The sequence below is a fragment of the Clostridium aceticum genome, assembly GCF_001042715.1.
Taxonomy (GTDB): domain Bacteria; phylum Bacillota; class Clostridia; order Peptostreptococcales; family Natronincolaceae; genus Andreesenella; species Andreesenella acetica.
In genome coordinates this window covers 1,096,247-1,121,704 of the sequence record NZ_CP009687.1, presented here as the reverse complement: position 1 = coordinate 1,121,704, position 25,458 = coordinate 1,096,247, and the positions used below count along the sequence as shown (strand labels likewise).

The window sequence follows — 25,458 nt, the reverse complement described above, 5'->3', positions numbered from 1 at the left end:
TATTCTTCCTCCCTTTAGGCATTACAAGTATACTGTTCCCTCTACTAAGTATAACATATTTTCTATAAAAAAAGATTTCCTTAAAGCACTTCAACCGCTTTAAAGAAATCTTTAAGTATAAAAAAGTTTTTATATCACTTTAATTAATCTTATTATCTTTTAGAATTTTTTCAACTGTAGGAAAGCGTTCAATATCTGTGTGAGGTAAAAAACAAGCAGAAATAAATTCATCCATATAAGTTGGATAAACACTTAACTCTATATAAGTCATGTGATTTGAAATCTCCTCTAGCTTTTTCCTTGCATCTTCACTCATTAGTGTAAGATAACATCCCATCAAAGAACTATTTCCTATATATACAAACTTATCTTTTTCTACATCAGGGAACAAACCTATCTCTATAGCTCTATCTATAGAAAGGCTGTTTCCGATACCTCCAGCAATATATATCTTATCGACAATAGAAAAATCCATTCCTAAGCTGGTAATCAGTGTAGAAAGTCCTGAATACACTGCACCTTTAGCCTTAATAAAATTATCAATATCAATTTCCGTGATGGTAATATCCTCTTGGATATCCCACTCTTCTTTAAAAGCTAGTACATATTCTCCAATGTTATACTCGTCAAATCGTATCCTATTATTATCAAGATTTTTATTTAATTTTCCCCTTCTATCGATCAAACCAGCTTTCAGCATTTCTGCAATAAGGTCTATGATCCCTGATCCACATATTCCCTTTGGCTTTTCATCATTTATAATCACAAGTTTGGGGTCATATGTTTCTCTGTTTATCTCAACTCTTTCAATGGCTCCACCAGCAGCCCGCATTCCACAACTAATTTCTCCGCCTTCAAAGGCTGGACCAGCTGAACAGGCACAGGTTACCATATAATCCTTGCTGCCAAAGACAAGTTCCCCATTGGTTCCTAAATCAATTAATAATACATTTTCTTCTGAAGTCCATATTCCAGAAGCTAAAACCCCAGCGGTGATATCTCCCCCCACATAGCTAGCTATAGAAGGTGTTATATACAAAAAGGTTTCAGAATTCATCTCTAATTCTAGTTCAGAAGCTTTAATAAAGGGTGCATTGGAAAATGTAGGAATATAGGGTTCTAGTCTCAAGTAGTCAGGATAAATCCCTAACAATAAATGTGACATCGTTGTATTCCCAGCTGCAACAAAAGCAATTACTTCTTCTTTGTCTATGCCTGCATCACGATACATCTTTACCAATAATGGATTGATGGTTTCATGTATGATGGCATGGCTTAGTTCTTCCAAGCCCTTCTTTTTTGTTGCATATATAATCCTATGAATAACATCGGCTCCATACTTCATTTGAGCATTACCAGCTGAAGCCTTCGCTAAAAGTTTACCCTGATAAAGATCCACAAGACAGGCAGCTACTGAAGTGGTTCCAATATCCAGTGCTATGCCATAAAGTCTATCTGTGGTATCTCCAGCTTCTATATTGACAATCATTGTTCTATTTTTTCCTCTAGGTATATGGGTGATGGTTACTTTAAACTCACTATCCCTTAAAATAGAAGGTAATTTTCTTAATATAGGTAATCTACAGAATACTTTTGAGTATCCTAGGTGATTTCTTAAGTGCCTCTTTATTCTATCCCAATCTGATATATTATCATCAAGGGTAGGTGCTTCTATCATAATATAATCCTTTTTTACATAGGAAGAAAATTTCATGCCATTATCTAAAACTTGAGCCTTTGCTCTTTCAAAAATCTCATGATCTCTTGGTCCCGATAAATCTTCTATCTTCATCCCCGCTAGATAGGAGGATTGTCCTTCAATCGTCTCAACAACTACGTCTTCTGTTACTTTCGTATCACAGGCCAATACGTATCCTGTTTTTAGCTCATCTGCTGTAATGTGACGGTTTGTCTTCGTATCAACTTGTCCTTCAACAATTTTAACCTTGCATTTTCCACAGGAAAGACTACCATTACAAGGGGCATCTATAAAGACATTTGCCCTTCTAGCAATCTCCAATAAACTCTCACCTATTCTTGCCTTGATTTCGATTCCTGCTGGTATAAACTTTACATTTATCATCTGAATACCCCTCCAATAATACTTGCCAGGATAAAGCGAGGCAATAGGATCATAAAAAAGCATAATAATATTTCTGCAAGGTATATTCCTCAGGCTAATCTTTAAAACATTGGCCTATCATTAGAGTCTACCTTGCAGAAACAGGTTTTTCATTTAAGTAAGTTAAAAATTATTCTAATCCACCTTGATAATCTTCAGCATTTAATAAAGCTTCTACTTCAGCTGCATCAGCTAACTTGATTTTAACGATCCAAGCATCATAAGGTGCTTCATTTATATATTCAGCTTCATCATCTAGTTTTTCATTTATTTCTAAAACTTCTCCAGTTACAGGAGCAATTAAGTCGGATGCTACTTTTGAAGATTCAACTACACCGAACTCTTCTCCAGCTTTAATTTCATCTCCTATTTCTGGCATTTCAACAAATAATACTTCGCCTAATTGTTGTTGTGCATAATCGCTAATACCAATTAAAGCAGTATCTCCTTCTACTTTTACCCAAGTATGCTCTTTATGATATTTTAAATTTTCTGGATACATATTTAAACCCTCCTTAAATTTTGTATAAGACTCCCACTATAAAAGTAGGAGTCTTATGTGTGTATTTTTACATTAATGGATCCATTTCTAAAGCTGGATGTCCTTTTTCAGTAAGGAAATTCAATACTTCTTCTGGATCAACTGCGATAGTTTCATCACAGATCATATCTGTAAAGTTATCTATTCCATACATTTCTTTAGCAGTTTGATTTAATCTTTCGCTTACATAGTCTTTTAATTCTTTAGGCATCCATACGATTCTCTTTGGACCACCTTCGTAAGCAGCGAACTTCTTAGAAGAGATGAAGAATCTTCCGTGTCCCATGAATCCTGGTGTTTGAACCCCACCACCACTCATAGAAGCAAGTTCTCCGAAGGTCATACCTACAGGTGTTGTTCCACCGTGCTCTCTATTTACGATAACTACACCATTAGCTTCTGGCATAATTCCAGCGATACACTCAAAACAACCACAAGAAGTCATAGGATCTTCCATTAAACTGTAAAGAGTAATTCTTTCTACAGCACCTTGTGATTTTTCAGCAACGTGCTCATTAACAGAATTCCAGATACCTTTATCTTCGTCTTCAACACCTTCTTTAAGAATTGGTTGACAAGGACCTGTTGGGTCTAACTCCTTAGTAGCTTTAGCATCTAACCAGCTTACCGCCCCACAAAGACCTAGTCTTTCAGGAGTAACGATACAAACGTGAGCTGGAGCAAAGGATTGACATAGTAGACAAGAGTAGAAAGTATCTACACTATCATCAGTTAAAGATGCAAGTCTTTCATCCCTTGCAGTATACTTAGGAATAGCATGAGTTTCCTTCATAGCAGCTACTTTTTCAGGATCTGTTACGATAGTGATTTGACACTTATCAACAACAGCATCAAACTCATCTCTCATTTTTGCATATAAAACTTCTCCAATATGCTTCAATCTAAATCCAGCATTGAAGGTATCATGGTTGATTCTGATCCAAGAAGTATCTCTTTGTCCTACGTGCATAACACCTTCTGTATAGTTCATGAAGTAGTGAATACGTCTTTCTAATACAGGCTCGAAGTCTTCTTGCATATTCTTACCAGCTACCTCAACAATGATTGCAAGTGGAAGACGCTTAGGAGTTCCTTCAATTTGATCAATGTCTGGTCCGATAATTTCTATCTTATGATCTTCGATATCACCTAAATCTCTAGCTTTAACTAATTCCCAACACTCAGTTTTGTTTCCACCAAATTCTACGTTAAGATCGTCTTTTCTAACTCTCTCACCTTCGAAGGCAGCAGCAAATCCAACTGGAATTGGAATTTCTGTAATCTTAATTTTGATACCTCTAGCTTCTAATGAAGTAGCAGGAACTTTATCATAGTCTTTTTGTGTTAATAATAATGTTGGCACTTCTAATACTGTTTGGTCAGTAATTACTGGGAATCCAAGAGCAATAGCACCTGCTCCAGCAGAAACTACTAACTCACTTAAAGGACCAAAGGCATTAACAAAAGCTGGTACTCTGTTTTTAGTATATTCCATATGTTCAGCAAGTTTTCCTGGCTCAACACCACCAAAGATAAGACTTGCTCTGATCGCTACAGATACAACGTGGATAACAGAAGTTACATCATATCCCAATGGGATTACTCTTAGTTCAAGTCCCATTTTCACATTTGCTTCTATAGCTTGATCAATAATCTTTCCAACTAAGAAAGTAAGTAAACCTTTTGATTGGTAATCTTTGATAACTTTAGCAGCTGTTTCGCTATCAGGACATTCTCCTAAAACAACGGCAACCCCTGGGATATCTCCAGTTACAAGTGGTACACCAAGTGAACGGATAATCGCATCACTGATATGCCCAGTACAAGGTGCCTCATAAGGTGTTTCATTTAAAGCGTACTTAACAGCTTCAATAATTTCTGCTGCAACTGCTGTAGCTAGACCTGCATTTAAAGCTGGCTCTAGTCGAGGTTGTTCATCGATTAAGCTCTTAACAACTCCGATAGCACCTTCTAAATCTTGCAGTGTGTTCATTTTTTGTCCAGTTGCTGCATAAATGATAGGAAGTGAATAAGCAGTTTCTGGAAAAGCTACTTTGTGGTCTACACCTTTTTCTTCGATAGCTTTTTTTAGCAGACCTTCAGCTGCCGCTAAAGCTTGGTTAGAACCAGTGTAAATAATATTAAACAAATTCATAAGTTGTTACCCCCTTTTTTATATTTATTACAAAAGTTATTATAAGTCTAAGTATGAATCAGCATATAGAATGTTGTTTTTAATAACATCACAAGATTTAATTGTGTCCATTAATTCTTTGTCACATGGATTGATGATTGCAGAAGAAAGTCCACATTGCATTGCCATAGCTGCAAAAGCTGAATCTAAAATTGGTCTTACATGCTTTGGAGCTCCATTAGAAACGTTACTTAATCCACCAGTAGTTTTAAGACCCATTTCAGTAATTTGTCTAATAGCATCTAAAACATCTGATTGCTTTTCTTGCATTCCTTTAATAACTAGGAAAAGCGGGTCAAATAATATGTCGCTTGGATCCATACCTAATCCCATAGCTTTTTCTAACATTTCTGTACAATAAGCAATACGTTCTTCAGTATCTCTTGGGATACCTTCTTTAGCACATAAACCTATAATCATTGCATCATGTTCTGCTGCTAAGTCAAATAAATCAATTCTTGGACCAGCATCTGCAGAGTTGATGATTGCTTTACCTCTTGATTTGTTATATACTTTTAATCCAGCTACCATAGCAGCTCTATTAATAGTATCTAATGCTAAAGGAACATTGTCAAATTCTTTTTGAATCAATTGAACAGCCCAAGTCATTAACTCTTCACCATCTTTTGCTGCTGGTCCTATGTTTACATCTACATAATCTGCTCCAGCATCAATTTGCTCTTTTGCTCTTTTTAATATAGGCTCAGGATTTCTCTCAGCTAATGCCTTTCTAATTACTGGTGAAATACAGTGAATTCTCTCTCCAATTACAAGGAACTTTTCCATGTAAATAACCCCCCATTTCTTATTTTTATATTAAGGAAAGGTGTGACCCTTTCCTTAATTTTAATCATACTAACTTATATATTATCTACGCAGTTGCATCTTCACTTGCTAATTGTTTTAAGAACTTTGGAATATGCATAGCTTCTTCTGGTCCTACAACAATTTCCCAGCCTGGCAACTCGTCTTCTAATTCACCCTTAAGTACAGCTACAAGTCCTGGAATAACTAACTTTCTTGATTTTGTTTTATCAGCTATACCACTATTTTTGATAAATTTACTAATGTTATCTGCACCAAATTTACCAGCAGCCCAAGCTGTAAGTACAGAATAACCGCCAGCATCTGGAACAGCTAACCATACTGGTACTTTAGATCTTTCAATCTCACCAGCTGCAATAAAGTAAGTTAAAGCAAAGTCAACAGTAATTAATACTGGAGAATTGTCATCTGCACCATTAATAGAATAGCAATCTGGCTCAACTCTCATTGGTCTTTGAGGATCAGTGTATACATTTTGTCTTAATGCAAATAACGGTAATGCTCTTGCATAGTCTATGTCATCCAGTACAACAATAGAACCATATTTTAATGTGAATAATGATGCTAAGGCAACTTCCATGTACTTGTCGCCACCTGTTAAATCATTAGCAAATACAACTGAAGGATAACCAAACTTTCTGTCCTGCTCTTTTAAAGCAGTTCTTCTGATTTGAACAACGTTTTTGAAGGTTTCTTTCACTGAAGGATCTTCTACAGCTAATAGTAACTCTTTATAGTCTAATGCTTGAACCTTATCTACTAAATCATATAATTCATCTAAATTAGCAGCTTTTAAACCTAAAGGAAGTTTTGCATCCTTCACTAGGTTTACCATAGCTTCATAATTGTCTTTTGTAGCACCATATACCACAGGTTTTTCATCTTTCACTAATTCTAAAGCTTCTTTAAGAACGTCAGCATCTTCACAAACTAGCATATAAACTAGTTGAGCATCGCTATCCTTAACTTTTTTAACAAGGTTGATGTAGTTGTCTTTGTTTGCTGTATATTTTAATGCAGCAATTTCAACCTTCATCTCTTCACCAATTCTTACATAGTTAACTTTTTTAATGTTAGCTAACTTTGCATCTACTTCTTCTGCAGTCATTGCATCGTTAAATGCTACTGCAAATCTATTTCTACTTACAAAAGTTTTTTCATGACGGAAAAGTACAGTTTCTCCACCTAGTGTATATTCATTATCACCAGTACCAATTTTAATAGCCTTCATTGGTGGTGCTGTAGCCTCAGATAATTTTTCTAATGCTTCTGCACTCATATGAGGACACTTACCTATTTCAACAGCTCCCGCTGCAACCTTCATACAAAATGCTAAACAAGTTGGAAAACCACAATCTTTACAGTTACTTTTAGGTGTTAATTTAAATATATCTAATCCTGTTAAAGCCATTTTTTCTTTCCCCCTTAAAAAATCATTTTACAAAGTATATTATTTATAAAATATGTTGTTGTTTATTTGAAAAATTTACGCTAATGCTGCTACAAATTTCTTTACTGTTTCCAATGATTTTGGATGACGAACGATCACTGCATCAGCACCTACTGTAATAATACTTGTAGCAGTTGATATTTCCATAGTAATACCACGTTCTTCTTTACATCCCCAATCTGGAGCATCTTCTACATCTGCAACAGCTTCTTTAACGTTCCATGTTTCAAAAGATACAGGTGTTATAATAGGCATTTGTAAAGTTTTGTCATTTTGGCTTAAAGCTGCTAATCTAATTCTATCTACAGTTGAGATAAGGTACTCAAATCCGTAACCTACAGCTGAACATCCAATGTGCATAACAACATCTTCAGTCTTAACACCAAGTTGGCCTAAAAGTACGTTTAATTGCTTTGCAAGGTTAATATCTACTGAAGATTCCGCGCCTACCTTATGACCATAAGCTAAACCTGCAGCAGCTCCAACACCTTTATAGTTTTCTTCTGTAGCAGCTAAAACAAGAACGTTCTTACCTTCAACAGCAGCAGCTACTTTTTCAAATAACTTAGCATCTTTATCATGGTTACCTGTTCCAGCAACAACTAGTGGTAAAGTAATGGCTTCAGCAACAGCTTTAGCAACTTCAGCACATTCTTCAACAGATTTATCTAATCCATTAGGATCAGCACCTATAAGTCTTAGACAGATAAAATCAGGATTTAATTCTTTTTCAACAAACTTTGCCCATTCAGCAGGATTGTTTGCTACATCCTTATACAATTCTTGTAAAGCTGGAATCCATTCTTCTGGATAAATATCTAAAATTTCAACACCTACTTTAGGTGTTTGACCTGCTGCACCATCAAAACTATAAAATGAAAGTGCTTCTTCTCCACCAACTTTAAAGGCTTTATCACCTTTACCTATTTCTACTTCATTAATCTTTCCTTTGTAATCCTGTACTGACATTTTAAATGCCACTAAAATCGCCCCCTTAAATAAAGTTACTATTAAAACTGGATTTTTGATAAGATATTTCTTAATGCCGTCTTAGAGATGGAATCCTCTGGAAGGTTTACCAGCGGTATTCCTTGGGCATCATATTCATAAACTTGTTGATCTAAAGGTACTACACCAAGCAAGCTTAATCCTTGTTTTTCAATTTCTTGTTTTGTGTCTTCTTTCAACTCACCATTTGCTACTCTATTCACGATAAGATGAATATTTTGAACACTAAGTCCTAGCTCTTTTACCAGTTGATTGATTCTTCCAACTGCTTGGATTCCTCTTTTTGAAGAATCACTTACTAATAATAGGGTGTCAATATGTTTGGTTGTTTTTCGGCTTAAATGTTCCATGCCGGCTTCATTATCAATTACTAAATATTTGTAGCTATCGGATAAGGAATCAATTTGTTCCCTAAGCATGCCATTTACATAGCAATAGCATCCTTGGCCTTCTGACCTACCCATAACGATAAGATCATATCCTCTACCTTCAATTAATGCACCATTCAATCGATATTTTAGATACTGAGCCTTTGTCATGCCACCAGGAAAACTATTCCCAGTATTTTCTCTTTTGCTAACTTCTTCTCTTATTTCACCTATAGTAAATTCAATTTCTTCACCCAATACTTCATTTAAGTTTGAATTAGCATCAGCATCTACAGCTAAGATAGGCTTTTCTCCTTTTTTTACTAAGTAGTCTATTAAAAGCCCTGTCAGTGACGTTTTTCCAGTGCCGCCTTTACCTGCTACAGCTATAGTGTATCCCATATAGTATCTACCTCCTGTTTGTTGTTGACAAAAGCTTCCCCTAATGGGACAGGGCTTTTTAATAGAACCCTATCCCTTATACAGAGTGAACGCAGGCTTTGTGTACATCATGCAATGCTTCCATAATACCTTCAGATAATGTTGGATGCGGATGAATAACATCTCCTACTTGCTCAGCAGTTAAACCTAACTCAACAGCTAAGCTTAATTCAGCCAAAAGGTCAGTAGCATGCGGGCCTACAATTGATGCACCGATAATTCTATCTTCAGCATCAGCTAGCACTTTAATAAATCCTTGGAAGTGACCCATAGCTTGAGCTTTTCCAAGTCCTCTAAAGTCAAATTTACCTACATGATATGCTATTCCCTTAGCATCAGCATCTTTTTCAGTGATACCAACAGCAGCTACCTCTGGTGAAGTATAAATACATCTAGGAACAGCTCTATAACTTACTGTTTTGTTTTTACCTAAAGCATTTTCTGCTGCTACCATACCTTCTTTAGATGCAACATGGGCAAGGAAAGGTGTGTCAACAATGTCACCTATGGCATAAATACCTTCGACGTTTGTCTCCATCTTATCATTTACAACAATTTTTCCTCTTTCCACGTTGATACCAACATTTTCAAGGCCTAGGTTGTCTAAGTAAGGTTTTCTACCTACAGACACCAACATTGCATCTGCCTCTAACTCTTTGCCGCCTTCTAAGTAGGCAACAACTTTGTCTCCTTGCACTTCACACTTTTCAATCTTTTGTCCAGTCATCATCTTTATTTTATCTTTTTTGAAGGATCTTTCCAACTGTTTTGCTACATCTTTATCCTCAAAAGGTAATAACTGATCAGCCATTTCAACAATGGTTACTTTTGTGCCTATTTTACTAAAAAACTGTCCAAACTCACAGCCAATAACACCCCCACCTAAAATCATCAAAGATTCAGGTGCTTCTTCTAAATAAAGAGCTTCATCACTAGTAATGATCTTCTTACCATCGTAAGGGAAAATCGGAGGAACAATCGGAACTGAACCAGTAGCTAAAATAATTTTATCTGCTTCAATTACTTCCTTAGAACCATCTTCCTTCTCAACTTCTACTTTGTTTTTATCGATTAACTTTCCAAAGCCGCTGATCAGCTTGGCACCTTTTTTATCAAATAAAAACTCTATACCCTTAACTAGTTGATCTACAATTTTATCTTTTCTTTTCATCATATACTGGAAATCCGCTTCAATACTACCATTAACATTTACACCATAGTCTTTCGCTTCTCTAACACCTTCAAGCATATCAGAACAAGCTAGTAAGGCTTTGGTTGGTATACAACCTACGTTAAGACAGGTTCCTCCAACTCTCTTTTTTTCAACTATAGTTACATCCGCTCCCAGCATCGCTGCTTTGATGGCTGCTACGTATCCCCCTGGACCGCCTCCAATTACAACTACCTTCACGTTCAACCCCCCTTTTGCAAACTATAAACCAGCTGCGTCTAGAATTGCAGGTACATTTTCTTCGGCACCAATAGCCATGATGTGTACCCCATCACATAGGTTTTCTTCTCTTAGCTGTCTGATAAATTCTCCAGCTATTTTAATACCTTCTTGTACTCTTAAGTCTTTTTCTGTGTTTTTCATTCTTTCAATTAATTCATCTGGAACAAAGATTCCAGGAACATTATTGTTCATGAATTTTGCCATAGGAGCAGATTTTAGAGGAATAATACCTGCTAATACTTTTGCATTGATATGCTTTGTTTTTTCTCTAAATTCTCTCATAGTATCCATATCAAACACAGCTTGTGTTTGGAAGAATTTTGCTCCTGCTTTTACTTTCTTTTCCATTTTAAGGATTTGTGCTTCCAAAGGATCAAATCTTGGAGTTACACAGGCTCCTAATAAGAAGTCTACTCCTCCTTCTATATCATTGCCCACCATATCTTTTCCGCCGATCATAGTTGTTGCAGCTTGTAGAATACCAACACTGTCTAAGTCATATACTGGCTTAGCACCTGGATGATCTCCCACTACTGTATGGTCTCCTGTAAGTGCTAGCACGTTTGGAATTCCAAATACAGCAGCAGATAAAAACTCACCTTGAATAGCAATTCTATTTCTGTCTCTACCGGTCATTTGCAAAACAGGCTCTAAACCTTCGTCTTTTAATAGTTTACAAGTAGCTAAAGATGTAGCTCTCATAACAGCTGATTGGAAATCTGTTACGTTAACACCATGAACTCTTCCTTTAATGGCTCTGGCACACTCCATTAAATGATGAAAATCCGTTCCTTTAGGAGGAGCCATTTCCGCCGTAACTGCAAACTCTCCATTTTCAATTGCATTTCTTAATAAGCTCATTATAATACCCCCTTTATCAAACTAAGCTTCAACAGTTTCTTTACTTTGATCTTTTAAATTAATTCTTCTTGGACTATTGCCCTTTGCAAAATCTTTAGGTTCTCTTAATTCCATCATGTTTGCTAATTGTCCACTTTCTTTTAACTTTTCAAAGATTAAAAGCCATGCACAATCATTGTCACTGCTAACTTCGCACTTTTTATTTTTCGCACCACCACATGGTCCGTTGATTAAACCTTTAGCACACTTTGTTATAGGACAAATAGATGCTGTCCATCCAAGTTCACACTCACCACAGGCTCTACAGGCTTCTTCAAATTGTCCGATTCTTTCTATTTCACCGATAAACATTGTATCTGTACCAGGATATACTGCACTCTTAACAACCTTTGCAACTGTTTGTGTACCGTCACCACATGATAAAGAAAGTACAGCATCAGCACTACTTAGCTCATCTTTTAATTTTTTAAGATCTTTTTTTGTATTTAATAAGTTACAGGCTGGTTCAAGAACGATTGAAGCTAACACTTCTTTGCCTTCTGTTTCTAATAGTTCCTTCATAGCTTGTAATTCCTCTTCGCCACCAACTTTACAAACGGTAGCACATTCAGAACAACCTGTTACAACTACCTTTTTACTATCCTTTAGAAACTTTAGAACTTCTTCAAAAGGCTTTTTTTGTGAAATAATCATTTTTTATTCCCCCTTAGTTCAACAAAGTTACCCTATTAACTTAGCGCACCAGTTAAAAGCATCTTTAACTTAAAACTGGTACAATAAGTTAACTAAGTACTTACCTATAAATTGTTTTGTTGCTTGCAGGCTTTTACTACATGCTTCGCTAAAATAGATGTAGTAACAGAACCTACTCCGCCTGGTACTGGTGTAATCATAGCTGCTTTTTCTTGAACATTGTCAAAATCTACGTCTCCACACATATTACCTTCTGCATCTACGTTGATACCAACGTCAATTACTACTGCACCATTAGCAATCCAGTTTTCTTTTACTAGTCTTGGCACACCTACACCAACTACTACAACTTCTGCTTGACTAGCTACTTTAGCTGAGTCTTTTGTAAAGATGTGGCATACTGAAATAGTAGCATTTTCGTTTAATAACAATAAGGCTGTAGGCTTACCAACAACCATAGAAGCCCCGATAACAGCACAGTCTTTGCCCTGTAATTCTACTTCATAGAACTTTAGAATTTCCATTACTGCTGTTGGTGTACATGGTGGGAATCCTGTTTTGTCTCCTTCTGTCATCTTTCCAACATTTACTGGGCTAAAGCAGTCTACGTCTTTTTCTGGAGCAATAACATATTTGATAACGCTTTCATCTAGTTGCTTTGGCAATGGTCTAAAAATTAGTATTCCATTAACAGCCTTGTCTTCATTTAATTTTTTCAATTCTTTTACAAAGTCGTCTTGAGTAATATCTTCTGCTAATTCAAAAACTTCTGTTTCAACGCCTACTTTTTTACATTTGCTAAGAGCACCTTTTTCATAAGCTAAATCGTCTGATCTAGCACCAACACGTACGATAGCTAGCTTAGGTTGAATGCCTTTACCTTTTAATCCTTCAATCTCAACTACCAAGTCTTCACTGATCTTATCAGCAACTGGTTTCCCCTTTATTACTTGTCCCATTTTCAAACCCCCTATTAATTTTTATATATTTTAAACATCTTGCTATATGTTGATAGCCTTCGCTACTTAAACTTATATGTTAACAGGTGTTTTCCCTTTACCTAATATTGTCGCTTTTTAATTATTCTGAAAGTACTTTTTCTACTTTTTTATAGACATCGTCAGCGATTTTTACTCCCTCTGCAACCAGTCTATCTGTCTCTTCTTTAACAGCACTTACATATTCTTGATCTTTGATCATTCCAATGTTAATGATTACGTTTAGCTGTCCACTGATCAAAGCTGCTCTTAAACATTGAACCCCTACCCCTACATCACTTATAGCTAACTTAGAACCTTTGTCAACTAAGTCCTCATGTAGTTTTATTGCCTCATAGGAAGTTCTTACTATTTTAATCGGTACACTACAAGCATTTTTCAAAGCATCTTGCAGCACTCTATCTTTTTCTGCTTTTTCTTCATCTGTATTTGCTGGCATACCATAAGCTTTTGATAATGGTAAAAACTCTTCAGCATCTTCATCCACCATCTTCAAGAAGCAGTTTTGAACTTCTTCTGTTTTTGCTAAGATTGCCTTAACTTGCTCTTCATACTGTGCATATTTTTTCTTTCCTATAGTTAAGTTACATACCATCCCTGCTAAGGCAGTTCCCAATGCCCCTACTAAAGCTGCTGCGCCCCCGCCTCCGGGGACCGCAGCTTTAGAGGCAAGGACGTTAGTAAATTCAACACTACTCTTATCTACTAACTTCATTGTCCTTCCTCCTAGTTATGTATTTTTAGAATAAACCTGTGATTACACCTGATTCATCAACATCAATTTTTTCAGCTGATGGAACTTTTGGTAATCCTGGCATTGTCATAATTTCTCCAGTAAGAGCTACTAGGAATCCAGCACCTGCTGATACTTTTACTTGTCTTACAGTAATATTGAAGCCTGTAGGTCTTCCTAATACATTTTGGTTATCAGTTAAAGAATACTGAGTCTTAGCCATACAAATTGGTAATTTGTCAAAGCCAAGTTTTGTTAATCTATCTATTTCTTTTAGAGCGGCTGGTGTGAAGTCTGCATTGTCAGCACCATAGATTTTTTGAGCAATCGCTGTAATCTTATCTTTGATAGGTGCATCTAATTCATATACATATTCTAATGTACTTGGTTGTTCAGTTAGTCTTATTACTTCCTTCGCTAACTCTTCTCCACCTTCTCCACCTTTTGCCCATACTTCTGATAAAGCTACGTTTACACCTAATTCTTGACACTTGCTCTTTACAAGAGTTAATTCTGCTTCAGTGTCAAGTGGGAATTTATTGATAGCTACCACTGCTGGTAATTTGAATACTTGTGTTATGTTTTCTACGTGCTTTAATAAGTTTGGTAAACCTTTTTCTAATGCTTCAAGGTTTTCTTGATTTAAATCTTGTTTTGCTACACCACCATTGTATTTTAATGCTCTTACAGTTGCAACGATGATTACTGCATCAGGCTTAAGATCTGCCATTCTACACTTGATATCTAGGAACTTTTCTGCTCCTAAGTCAGCACCAAATCCTGCTTCTGTTACTACATAATCAGCAAAATGCATTGCCATTTTTGTAGCAATTACTGAGTTACAACCATGAGCGATATTTGCAAATGGTCCACCATGTACAAATGCTGGTGTTCCTTCTAATGTTTGTACTAAGTTAGGCTTTAGAGCATCCTTTAATAATGCTGCCATAGCTCCATGAGCATTTAATTCTCCAGCTGTAACTGGCTTATCATCTTTTGTATAAGCAACAATAATTTTGCTTAATCTTTCCTTTAAGTCTACAATATCACTTGCTAAACAGAAAGCAGCCATTACTTCAGATGCAACAGTAATGTCAAAACCATCTTCTCTTGTGATACCATTACCTTTACCACCTAATCCATTTACCATATTTCTAAGTTGTCTATCGTTCATATCCATAGCTCTTCGCCATGTGATTTTTCTATTGTCAATTCCTAGTTGGTTACCATGGTTGATGTGATTGTCAAGCATAGCTGCCAATAAGTTGTTAGCTGCACCTATAGCATGGAAGTCACCTGTAAAGTGTAGGTTGATATCTTCCATTGGGATTACTTGAGCATATCCACCACCAGCAGCTCCACCTTTAACACCAAATACTGGTCCAAGAGATGGTTCTCTTAAAGCAACAATAGTTTTCTTGCCAAGTCTACTTAAGGCGTCTGAAGTACCTATTGTTGTAGTAGTTTTACCTTCACCTGCTGGAGTTGGGTTGATAGCAGTAGTTAAAATCAACTTTGCTTTTTTACCACCATTGTCTTGCTTAAGTAAATTATAGTCCACCTTTGCTTTGTACTTACCATAAAGCTCGATGTCATTCTCTGTTAAATTTAACTTTGAAGCAACCTCTCTAATGTCTTGTGGTGTGGCTTCTTGTGCAATTTCAATATCACTCTTGAAACTCATTTATAAAACCCCCTTTAATTTGTTTAAATATAAGTACTTGAATCTATTTGAATTTTAAGTACTTTCTCTTTAATTTGCTTGTTTGAATCAAAGGATTGCAGGTTTTTCCTGCTTATGTCTATAAAGCGCCCTTTAATTTGTCAGAAATCTTTTGAACTTCTTTCTTAATCTGCTCATTTGAGTCAAAGGGTGACAAATCACTTCTGTCAGAGTCTACGATATTGGGATTGTAATGGATAAACCCTAGGCATTCATCTTCATGTACATTTTCTAGTATGAATTTTTCATCTTGTTCATTTCTTATTTTATTAGCTACTACAAATATTTTCTTAACCCCGATATCTTCTGCCAATGTTTTTACTTTTCTATAGGTCTGTAGACTTCTTTCCCCTGGTTCTACTACAACAATAAAGGCATCTACAAATTTTGCTGTTCCTCTGCCTAAGTGTTCTATGCCTGCCTCCATATCCATCACTACTACATCTTTATTACCTAATATTAGATGAGACGTCAACGTTTTTAACAGGACATGCTCAGGACATACACAGCCTGAACCACCAGTATCTACTGTTCCCATAGTCAACACCTTTACACCGTTGTATTCCTTGCAGTATTGCTCAGGAATATCGCTTACTTTTGGATTCATTTTAAACATTGTACCAAAAGTACCGGGAGTAGAGGCTGTTCTCTCAGCTACTAGATTTTTCATTTCGGAAATTGGAACAATTTCATCTATCAATTGTTTTGGAAACCCTAGTGCTAATGCTAAGTTAGCATCAGGATCTGCATCTACACCTAAAACACTATAACCTTCTTCTGCTAATAATCTACTTATCATTGCTGCAAATGTTGTTTTACCTACTCCGCCTTTGCCTGTTATAGCTATTTTCATTTATATCACCTATATTCCTAAGTTTTTTAGGTTATTATCTATATTTTTCTGAGATATTAATCTTTAACAATCTTGTTAAAAATTAATTTCCTCAGGAATTTGCACATTTTATTTGAGACAATTGCTCTAGACAACTAGAGCAATTGCCTCAATTTCATCATCATAAATCTATTGTAAAACTATTGTAAATATTTTGCAAGTCCTAAGCGTTTTCTACAGCACATTCTTTTTCTTCAGCTCTTGCTGCAAGTTTTTGCTCTAGTTTTGTACGCTTTTCTTCGATTCTTGCTAACATCATATCAGTTAATTCGTGTGGGTTTGTGTTCACAAAGAACTTAGCCCCTGTCATATCTTCAATCTTGTTGGTTAGGATATCTGTAAAGTGTTTAGAACCAGTTACTGGAGGTGTTACTCCTAAGAATACGTCGATACCACTAGATACAACATATAGTCCGATACCTACAGCCTTCTCTGACATCCACTCTGGAGCTACCCCTACTACTGGTAAATCACAGTTGTCTACTCCCATCAAGTCTGCTACTGCACTAACTATTTTTAAGATACGAGTATTATCTACACAAGATCCTAAATGGATTACTGGTGGGATATCAACTAATTCACATACCGCTTGCAATCCTTTACCAGCTAATTTAACAGCATCTTTGCTTAATAATCCTGCTTTAGCAGCGGCTTGTGCAGCACAACCTGTAGTTACAACGATAACGTCATTGGCGATTAACTTTTTCATGATTTCTATGTGACTATATTCATGTCTAGTTTTTGGATTGTTACATCCAACAATACCTGCAGCTCCTCTTAAGACACCAGCCTTAAGAACATCTGCTAATGGCTTCACTGTTCCTTGAGGATCTATATGAGAGTTTACAACTCTATCTAATTGCTTAACAACAGCCTCTACAGAGTAACCTGTGATTGCTTGAGTTTTTGACTCTGGTATAAAGATTTTTTCTTTCTTTCTGTTGCCATAGTTTAAAACTGCTTCTCTTACGATAGCCTTTGCAGACTCTAAAGCTGTTACTTCATGGAATTCTATATGCGTTGCACCTTCAACCTTAGCCTTTGGTGAAGTAGTGATAAACTTAGTATGGTAGCAACTTGTCACTGGTGTTAGTGATGGGAAGATACACTGAACATCCACGATAACAGCTTCAATTACACCTGTTAATACTGCTAATTCTTGTTGGTAGAAGGTTCCAGCTATTTTTACACCATGTCTCATGGTTACTTCGTTACCTGTACAACACATACCTGCTAAGTTGATACCTTCAGCCCCTACTTCTTCAGCTAGCTTAATGATTTCTGGATCATTGGCTGCCAAAACAACAGCTTCAGATAAACTTGGGTCATGACCATGAAGTAAGATATTTACTTGATTTTCTTCTAAAACTCCTAGGTTAGCTTCAGTCATTCTTGGCGTTGGGGTTCCAAATACGATATCACTAAGTTCAGTTCCCATCATAGAACCGCCCCATCCATTTGATAAAGATGTTCTCATTGCTATACGAAGCATACTTTCAGCATCAGCTGTACATCCTATACTTGTAGAATGCATTACTGTTGCGATTTCTCTATCTATCGCTCTAGGAACAATGTCTAGTTCCTCCCAAATTTTCTGTCTTGGTGCTGGAGCTCTTTTGGGGAATCTTAATGTACCAAAAGGCTTACCAAATTCATTTAATGCTACTTCAGCAACTTCATGAGCGATATCATAGATATCTCTACCTTCTGTCTTTACTTCCCACTCTTCAGCTAATGCTAATAATTTTTTCTCATCTTTAATATTGTAAGCGCCATCTCTACTAGCCATATGCATTACATGTGCTATATCTCTAGCATGATCGGAGTGAGCTGATGTTCCTGCAGCTACCATTCTTGCAAAGTTTCTAGCTACAATTGTATCAGCTGTAGCTCCACAAATACCTCTTTGAGCACCTTTGCCTTCAACTGGGCTTACTCTACAGGGACCCATAGCACAAATTCTACAACATACGCCTTGCTCACCAAAACCACAAGGTGTCTTCATAGCTTTTTTTCTGTCCCACATGGTTTCTACACCTTCTGCTTCTGCTTTCTTGATCAACTGATCATCGATACTATCAAGAGATATCATTTTTTCTTCACTCATTTTTAACTCCCCCTAATAAAAATATATTTTATTGAACACATAAAAAACTATATCACAAATAAAAGCTTCATGCTTTTTTATAAGACTTCATTTCTTATGTGTTTTATCAAAACTAAAAAAAGTATTGTTTTTATTTCTAAGTAGATTTCAGTGAATTTAATTAGACTACAATCATTAAGGCAAACTATTTTTATAAACAAGTAGTAAAGCATAAATAATTGTGCTACATTTGACAAGTTTGGTTAGATTTATTTTTGAAATGATTGGAACTGATAGTGTCCCACTTAAAATGCAAGCGTTTTTATTTGTTAATTATATAACAAAGTTTTTTAAAAAATTATAAAAAAATTTGTTAATAAAATATCAAATATTAATAAAAAAAATGTTAATTTTCAGTTAACATATCATTGTTTTTTACTTGTTTTAAGTGTACCATACTTTTATTTTGTTTGCAATGAATATTTTGATTTTTTTCCAAAAAAATGTACCAAGCTATCCTTTGGGGACTTCTTGGATTTGAATTTCTTTAGAACATAGTATTCTGTGTATTCGGTTACTGGAATTTATTGTTGAATAGAGTCAAGTAGAAGTGGATTATGTAGTATTTTGGAGAAAATTTAAAACAAAAAAAACAAAACATGAAGTTATTCAGATCTATTTTAAAGATCTAGCAAAACCTTCATGGTTTTTAAAAGCTTCCTGCTTTAATTAGTTATTCTATTTATTATGTAATACATTTTACCATATTTTTTATATCGTGTAAAGAGTTTTTATAAATTGTTTTCGTTTTGAATTTATCAATCCTTTGTTATAATTTTACATAAAAAGGGTTAGACATATTTTTATGTGAAAACAATAAAAGCCTGTAGAAGGCTTTTATTGTTTTCAACAGATTTATATCTAAATCTTAATTATCGCAAAAAACTAATTAAATACGTCTACTAAATTATTAAAGATTTCCTGCTTTTCTTTTATCTTACCTTCATTACCTAATACACAAAAATGATTTTGTTCCATTACTCCCTTGATTAAGTTACTCAATTCTTTTATATCTTCTGGCTTTATGCTAAGTACTTGGTCTCTTTCTCTTTGTAAATCTTCTTCTGCGATCTGACTAATGTAATAGGCTGTTGCTTCTTGGCCCTTCATAGAGGGAGTCATGGGGGCATCCATTTTGCTGATGGTGCCAATTACAAATTTTGTCATTTCTCTTTCAGTAGAGGAAAATCCACTTAAATATTTATAAGCTTCGTCATACACCTTTAAGGTTTTATCTAAATTAGGATCTCTATAGGAAGTAAAGTATAGATTTCCATTTCTGCTAAAGCCTGCCATAGCACCATAGGCTCCTCCTAATACCCTTACCTTATTCCATAAGTAATTCAAACTAATGATCGTCTTTAATACTTGAAGGTGTCCCGTGTACTGATGCCCTAGTTTTTGGAAGTTGTAAGCCTTAGCTACATACTGTACTTTACTTGAAGTCAATAACCCCTCATTCTTTGGCGAGTAATCAAATTGATACTGCTGTTTTTCTAACTTTTTATCTCCTATACGTTTCATCAAAGAAACAAAAGATTCTTGAAAAGCTTTATAATCTTTTTCTTCTATAGTTAAGCTAACAAGTAGGTTTTCTCTATTAAAGATTATTTTAGCTGCCTTTTCTAAGTTGCTTTGGATTTCCTGTACTTTATCATCAAAGTTTCCTTCTAATTCAGTAATAAATTTATAAAAATCTATCCCTATACACAGTTCTTTATATTGTCCTATCGGTGAAAAGTAAGAGGTCACTCTCCTAGCAGCTACAATATGTCCATCCTGCAAAATATTCATTTCCAGTCTAGACTTTACTTCTCTAATAATCTCTTTTAATCGTTTTACTTCAGTAAATTTTGTGTTTTCAATAAGCTCACCTAAAATTTCAAACAATTTAGGCATCTGCTTTACTAAAGCACTAGATCTTACTATAAGCTTAGGGAAGTACTGACTATCATCATTCTTCAGAGAATAAGCTTCTACATTAAAGTCTATTCCTCCAGTATAAATATTAATTTCATTAGACAAGTCTTCATAGTTGTACTTTTCTGTACTTACCTTTCCTAGTACCGAACTCAGCAGACTAACATAGGGAATGAGTTGTTGCGGCACAGCTGAAGTATCAAACAATAGATTTGCATAAGCTATTTCGTTGGTAAACATTGAATGTAGCAAAACAGGTATATCTTCTTCTGTTTTTTCTATCAAAGGTACTTTATCTACCTTTGGCTCTATATCCGCTAAAGAAAGTAGTGGGATTTTTTCTAAATCTTTAGGATCGTTAGATGCTTCTTGATATTGTTTTAAAGTTGCTGTTTTTTCTACAAGTTGGTTAATCTCATCTTTCGATAACTGTTTTTTGTATGCTTGCAATTTTTGTTTTACTTCCACTTCTTTTTCATGAGCTAAACCTTTCTTGGGTTTTACCATTAAAACAGATCTATGCTGATTATTCAAAAGGTGTTCCTTTATGAGTTTTTCAAAGTAATCTGTAGTTAGAGCTGTTTTGATCTTTGCCAATACCTCTTCATAAGCTAAATGAAGCATTGGGTCTGCATCATAAAGCCAACTTTCCATACTCTTCATACAGTAAATCAAACCTCTCGGATATCTACCATAATCCCCTTCTCTTAACTTGAATTCGTAAATATTCACTGCTGCTTCAATGAGTTTTTTATCTATACCTTTGTCCGTCAACTCTTTTAACGTATTAAAAACCAGCTTTTCAAATTTTTCTTGGTCTTCCTCATTAGCATTTTTTACAACAACACTTAGTACTGGCTGAAAAATACTATGATCATAGGAACCAAAGACATCTTTTCCTAAATCTGCTTCTAACAAAGCTTTTTTTAGTGGTGCTGCTGGTGTCTCTAACAATAAATAGGTTAAGATATCAAAAGCCAAATGTAGTTCTGGGTTTGTAGACTTGCCTACAACAAAGTTTAGACTTAAAAAAGTTTTATTCTTTTCATCTTCATTATCTGAAATAGAGTATTCTACAACAGAAGTTTTAGGTTCCTTATAAGGGGGTTGTAGATCAATTTTAGAATCCACTTCAATTCTGTCAAAATCCTTTAAGTAAGCTTCATTTATAAACTTTAAATGCTCCATAATATCACCGTCTCCATATAAGTAAATGTAACTATTAGAGGGATGATATAGTTTGCTGTGAAAGTTTACAAAGTCCTCCTGTGTTAACTCTGGAATTACCTCAGGATCGCCACCGGAATCATATTTATATGTAGTATCAGGAAATAAAGATTCCTGCATTTTTCTAAATAGTACCTGTTCAGGAGAAGAGAAGGCTCCCTTCATTTCATTATAAACTACACCTTTATAAGTGATTTCATCCTCAACATTTTCTAGTTCATAATGCCATCCTTCCTGCATTAGTATTTTTTTCTCGTTATAAATATTGGGATAAAAAACAGCATCTAAGTAAACATGCATTAAGTTTAAAAAATCTTTATCATTTCTACTGGCAATAGGGTACATTGTTTTATCTGAAAAAGTCATAGCATTTAAAAAAGTGTTTAAAGATCCTTTAGCCAGTTCGACAAAAGGATCTTTTGCCGGAAAGTTTTTTGATCCACATAAAACTGCATGCTCTAAGATATGAGGTAGTCCAGTGCTATCGGTAGGAGGTGTTCTGAAGGTAATGGAAAACACTTTATTATCATCGTCATTTTGTATATAAAGTAGCTGTGCCCCACTCTTCTCATGTTCAAATACTCTTCCCATAGCATTCATTTCTTTTATCTCTTTTTCTTGCACTAATTTAAAACCATTATAGCTTTGTCCTACTGAAAATACCATAAATAAATTACTCCCTTCCAGTTTAATTAGTAAACGCCCTCAGCACAGCTGAATATAGAGCTTTTTACTGCATTTTTCCCAAAACTTATAGAATACATTCTATATATATTGAATTTCCTTAACCTGCTATTCTTATTCACTTATTTTTCTTATGATTATGTATTTTTCTAAAAATACTGCTTTAAATGGTCCCTTATTATTTTATACTCTTTTTGCAGTCGTTCAAACAAATCCTCTAACCCATGCTGTTGAGACTTTCTGCCGCACTTCTCTAGTTCATATGCAATATCATATATTGTGTTGATTCCAAGACAACCAGAAGATCCCTTTAGTTTATGGGCTCTTTTATATAGATTATAGTAATCCCTCAACTTCACTGACTCTTCTATCTCCTTTAATAGCTTTCCTCCGTATTCTTCATCTATAAAGTCTTGTATTAGTTCCCTAAGCAAAGCTTCATCTCCACCAAGATTGTTAATAGCTGCTTCCGTATCTACCTTTCTTTGAAAAAAATCATTCTCTGCTAATGTTTTTTCAACAATCCTATACAGCTGATCTGGATCAATGGGCTTTGCTATGAAGGCATCTATTCCTGCCTTTATACACTTTTTCTCATCCACCTCACTAGCACTCATGGCCACAACTGCAGCAGGATGTTCTTGGTATTTTTCCAGCTTTTTAACCGTAGCCGCCACTTCAAAACCATCTACTTCAGGCATGTAGATATCCACTAGTATTAGATTAAACATCTGTGCCGCAAGAAGTTTCAAGGCCTCTTCTCCATTTGAGGCTATGGTCACGTGCCACCCCTTCTTTTTTAACAAAGTATCTACTATTCTTTGATTAATCTTTTCATCCTCTACCAATAGGATGTGTATGGGAATATTATCTAATTTCAGCATATTTTTCCTCCTAATTTTCTATATGAAAAAGGCCTCAAATCTACCAAAATTTGGTGATAAGTGCCTCTAATGACTTTTATTTTTTTTCTGGATAACCTCTATAAAAACATTTACTAATGCAGGATCAAATTGTCTTCCTGCATAATCTCTAATTTCTTGCAGAGCTTCTTCAGGTTTTAGTGGCTTTTTATATATCCGACCATGAAGCATGACGTAATAAGCTTCCACAATAGCCAATAATCTTGCTGTAATAGGAATTTCTTCTCTTTTCACTCCCAAAGGATAGCCACTGCCATCCCACCACTCATGATGAAGTAAAATAGCCTCTGCAATAGGCATCAAGTTTCTAGAAGAAGAAGCAATTCTATATCCGGTGACAGGATGTTGCTTTATTATTTCCCGCTCTTTTTCTGTTAAAGCTGTGGTCTTATTAAGAATCTCCTTAGGAATAGCAATTTTACCTATATCATGAAACTCTGCTAGTAAAGCTAGTTCTGACAACAATTTTAAAGAAAGACTCATAAAGCTTCCTACTAAAAGAAGATTTTCTTTAATTTCCTCTATATGTTCCTTCGTTTCATGGGTCTTTTCAATCAAACTCTCCTTTAAAGAGCTAATGATTAATTCGTGAGCTCTCTTGCTAGATATTAACTTGTTCTTATACATTTTATCTTCTGCTTCTTTTAGCAGCCTTTGAATATCTTGACTTTCTTGAACTTTTGTTGAATAACCTAATGCTATACTAGTTTTAACCAAACAATCGGTTTCTTGTTTGCAAAAATTTGTTATACGCTGACAAATAGTTTTTGCCTCTTCTTCATTAGTTTTGGGGAGCAAAATTACAAATTCATCTCCCCCCCACCGGGCAATAAGGTCTTCTACACGACAACTTTGCTTTAGTTTTTCTGCGATCCTAATCAGAAGTTTATCTCCCTCATTATGACCAAATACATCATTAGCCAGCTTAAGACCATTGATGTCTCCTATGATTACACTTAAAGGTAGTTGTCTTGGAACATCATATCTTTTCAATTCTTCTTGAAAGTACGTCCTATTATAGAGTCCTGTTAGTGCATCATGAAAGGTTAAAAATTTAAGCTTCTCTTCTGAAGTTTTTCTTTCTGTAATGTCTGTTATTAGAATGGATAAGTAGCCATCCTGAAGTTTACTCACTGTAATAGAAAACCATTTTCCTACATAATCAAGAAAATATTCCTTTATATGAACCTTTTCCCCATAAACAGCTTCATTAAAAATTTCAATGTCCTTTAACAGATGATTATACTGCTCTAGTTGCAATATTTCATTAATGGTTTTACCCAAAATATTTTCTTTTTTTATACCAATCAATTTTTCAAAAGCATCGTTAACTTCTAAAAGAATATAATCTACAGGTTTATTAGTTTCATCAAAAACAATTTTGCAGTAGATAAATCCATCAAACATATTATCAAAAATATTTCTATACTTCACTTCATTTTCTTTAGCCTTTTTCTTCATTCTATGAGCATAGGTGGTCATTTCTATATTAGCATGCAAGTCCATTTTCCGAAAGGGCTTTATCAGATAAGCAAAACCACCTGCTGTTTTAGCTCTACTCAGAGTGATTCCATCAGACAATGCCGTTAAATAGATAATAGGGACATCAAAGAAGCTTCTAATTTTATCAGCAGTTTCAATACCATTCATTGGTCCTTCAATCTCTATATCCATTAAGATCAAATCAGGCTCTTGATGAAAACATGAAGCAATAGCATCTTCTCCTGTAGCAACACTATCAACCACCTCATAACCTAAACTTATCAAGGCACTTTTTATAATTTTTGCTGTTATTTTACAGTCTTCAACAATTAGAATCCGTACTTTCTCCATCTACTCACCTACGTTACAATTAAGTTTGTATATTCCTCTACTATATTAGTTATGCTAACATTCTAATATAATAGTAACATAGTTGCTATCCATTTTCCATTTTAAATCTCAAAAAACATCTGATGGAGAATAACTAACTATAAAACAAAAACCTCTTTCATCTAGGAAGGAGGTTACCCATTTTAAAAAAACTCATTATTTTTTCGTTTCCATTCGCCATTCCTTTAAATACTTCCTTAATTCCTTTACTTTCCCCGAGAATACAAACACCTTCATATATACACCTCCACATAATATGCTTCTATGGCTTCATCATTCTATTTATATTGTATTTTTATCTTCTCAAAAATATGATGCATATTATACTTTTTATAATTATATTATAAACGAACGTTTGTTCGTTGTAAAGATGTAAATTATACT

Annotated in this window: 18 protein-coding genes; all 18 read right to left on the bottom strand. The window is 35.0% G+C overall.

Annotation, left to right across the window (positions count from 1 at the left end):
• Positions 1 to 139: 139 nt before the first annotated feature.
• The 18 genes from acsV to CACET_RS05000 all read right to left on the bottom strand — a co-directional run bounded on the left by acsV (position 140) and on the right by CACET_RS05000 (position 25,035).
• On the bottom strand, positions 140 to 2,083 hold the full coding sequence (gene acsV, locus CACET_RS05085; RefSeq protein WP_044823335.1) for a corrinoid activation/regeneration protein AcsV: 1,944 nt from the start codon (positions 2,081 to 2,083) through the stop codon (positions 140 to 142).
• Positions 2,084 to 2,252: 169 nt separating this feature from the next.
• On the bottom strand, positions 2,253 to 2,624 hold the full coding sequence (gene gcvH, locus CACET_RS05080; protein ID WP_044823336.1) for a glycine cleavage system protein GcvH: 372 nt from the start codon (positions 2,622 to 2,624) through the stop codon (positions 2,253 to 2,255).
• Positions 2,625 to 2,691: 67 nt separating this feature from the next.
• Positions 2,692 to 4,818 (bottom strand): acetyl-CoA decarbonylase/synthase complex subunit alpha/beta, encoded by a 2,127-nt coding sequence (gene acsB, locus CACET_RS05075; RefSeq protein ID WP_044823337.1) that lies wholly within the window; start codon positions 4,816 to 4,818, stop codon positions 2,692 to 2,694.
• A 39-nt stretch (positions 4,819 to 4,857) separates the two neighbouring features.
• Complete coding sequence (gene acsE, locus CACET_RS05070; protein ID WP_044823338.1) at positions 4,858 to 5,643, bottom strand: carbon monoxide dehydrogenase/acetyl-CoA synthase methytransferase subunit; 786 nt, start codon at positions 5,641 to 5,643, stop codon at positions 4,858 to 4,860.
• An 85-nt stretch (positions 5,644 to 5,728) separates the two neighbouring features.
• Positions 5,729 to 7,093, bottom strand: coding sequence for an acetyl-CoA decarbonylase/synthase complex subunit gamma (gene acsC, locus CACET_RS05065; protein ID WP_044823339.1), 1,365 nt, complete (start codon positions 7,091 to 7,093; stop codon positions 5,729 to 5,731).
• Between the two features lie 75 nt (positions 7,094 to 7,168).
• Complete coding sequence (gene acsD / locus CACET_RS05060) at positions 7,169 to 8,113, bottom strand: acetyl-CoA decarbonylase/synthase complex subunit delta (protein ID WP_144414724.1); 945 nt, start codon at positions 8,111 to 8,113, stop codon at positions 7,169 to 7,171.
• A gap of 29 nt (positions 8,114 to 8,142) precedes the next feature.
• Positions 8,143 to 8,910 (bottom strand): ATP-binding protein, encoded by a 768-nt coding sequence (locus CACET_RS05055; protein WP_044823340.1) that lies wholly within the window; start codon positions 8,908 to 8,910, stop codon positions 8,143 to 8,145.
• A gap of 76 nt (positions 8,911 to 8,986) precedes the next feature.
• Positions 8,987 to 10,360 (bottom strand): dihydrolipoyl dehydrogenase, encoded by a 1,374-nt coding sequence (lpdA, locus tag CACET_RS05050; RefSeq protein ID WP_044823341.1) that lies wholly within the window; start codon positions 10,358 to 10,360, stop codon positions 8,987 to 8,989.
• Positions 10,361 to 10,381: 21 nt separating this feature from the next.
• On the bottom strand, positions 10,382 to 11,263 hold the full coding sequence (locus CACET_RS05045) for a methylenetetrahydrofolate reductase (RefSeq protein WP_044823342.1): 882 nt from the start codon (positions 11,261 to 11,263) through the stop codon (positions 10,382 to 10,384).
• Between the two features lie 21 nt (positions 11,264 to 11,284).
• Entirely contained in the window at positions 11,285 to 11,956 is a 672-nt protein-coding gene (locus tag CACET_RS05040; protein ID WP_044823343.1) for a methylenetetrahydrofolate reductase C-terminal domain-containing protein, read from the bottom strand.
• A gap of 104 nt (positions 11,957 to 12,060) precedes the next feature.
• Positions 12,061 to 12,915: a bifunctional 5,10-methylenetetrahydrofolate dehydrogenase/5,10-methenyltetrahydrofolate cyclohydrolase gene (locus CACET_RS05035; RefSeq protein WP_044823344.1), complete on the bottom strand. Its 855-nt coding sequence runs from the start codon at positions 12,913 to 12,915 to the stop codon at positions 12,061 to 12,063.
• A 121-nt stretch (positions 12,916 to 13,036) separates the two neighbouring features.
• On the bottom strand, positions 13,037 to 13,669 hold the full coding sequence (locus CACET_RS05030) for a cyclodeaminase/cyclohydrolase family protein (protein ID WP_044823345.1): 633 nt from the start codon (positions 13,667 to 13,669) through the stop codon (positions 13,037 to 13,039).
• Positions 13,670 to 13,694: 25 nt separating this feature from the next.
• The gene (locus CACET_RS05025; RefSeq protein ID WP_044823346.1) at positions 13,695 to 15,371 is read right to left on the bottom strand and encodes a formate--tetrahydrofolate ligase; all 1,677 of its coding nucleotides are present in this window, start codon (positions 15,369 to 15,371) and stop codon (positions 13,695 to 13,697) included.
• Positions 15,372 to 15,489: 118 nt separating this feature from the next.
• Positions 15,490 to 16,263, bottom strand: a complete 774-nt coding sequence (locus tag CACET_RS05020) for an ATP-binding protein (RefSeq protein WP_044823347.1) — start codon at positions 16,261 to 16,263, stop codon at positions 15,490 to 15,492.
• 202 nt (positions 16,264 to 16,465) lie between these two features.
• On the bottom strand, positions 16,466 to 18,409 hold the full coding sequence (cooS, locus tag CACET_RS05015; RefSeq protein WP_044823348.1) for an anaerobic carbon-monoxide dehydrogenase catalytic subunit: 1,944 nt from the start codon (positions 18,407 to 18,409) through the stop codon (positions 16,466 to 16,468).
• A gap of 924 nt (positions 18,410 to 19,333) precedes the next feature.
• Positions 19,334 to 22,261 carry an insulinase family protein gene (locus CACET_RS05010; RefSeq protein ID WP_044823349.1) on the bottom strand — a complete coding sequence of 976 codons (2,928 nt, stop codon included), beginning with the start codon at positions 22,259 to 22,261 and terminating at the stop codon, positions 19,334 to 19,336.
• A 167-nt stretch (positions 22,262 to 22,428) separates the two neighbouring features.
• Positions 22,429 to 23,163 (bottom strand): Hpt domain-containing response regulator, encoded by a 735-nt coding sequence (locus CACET_RS05005; protein ID WP_044823350.1) that lies wholly within the window; start codon positions 23,161 to 23,163, stop codon positions 22,429 to 22,431.
• Between the two features lie 66 nt (positions 23,164 to 23,229).
• Positions 23,230 to 25,035: a diguanylate cyclase domain-containing protein gene (locus CACET_RS05000; protein ID WP_052661220.1), complete on the bottom strand. Its 1,806-nt coding sequence runs from the start codon at positions 25,033 to 25,035 to the stop codon at positions 23,230 to 23,232.
• Positions 25,036 to 25,458 lie beyond the last annotated feature (423 nt).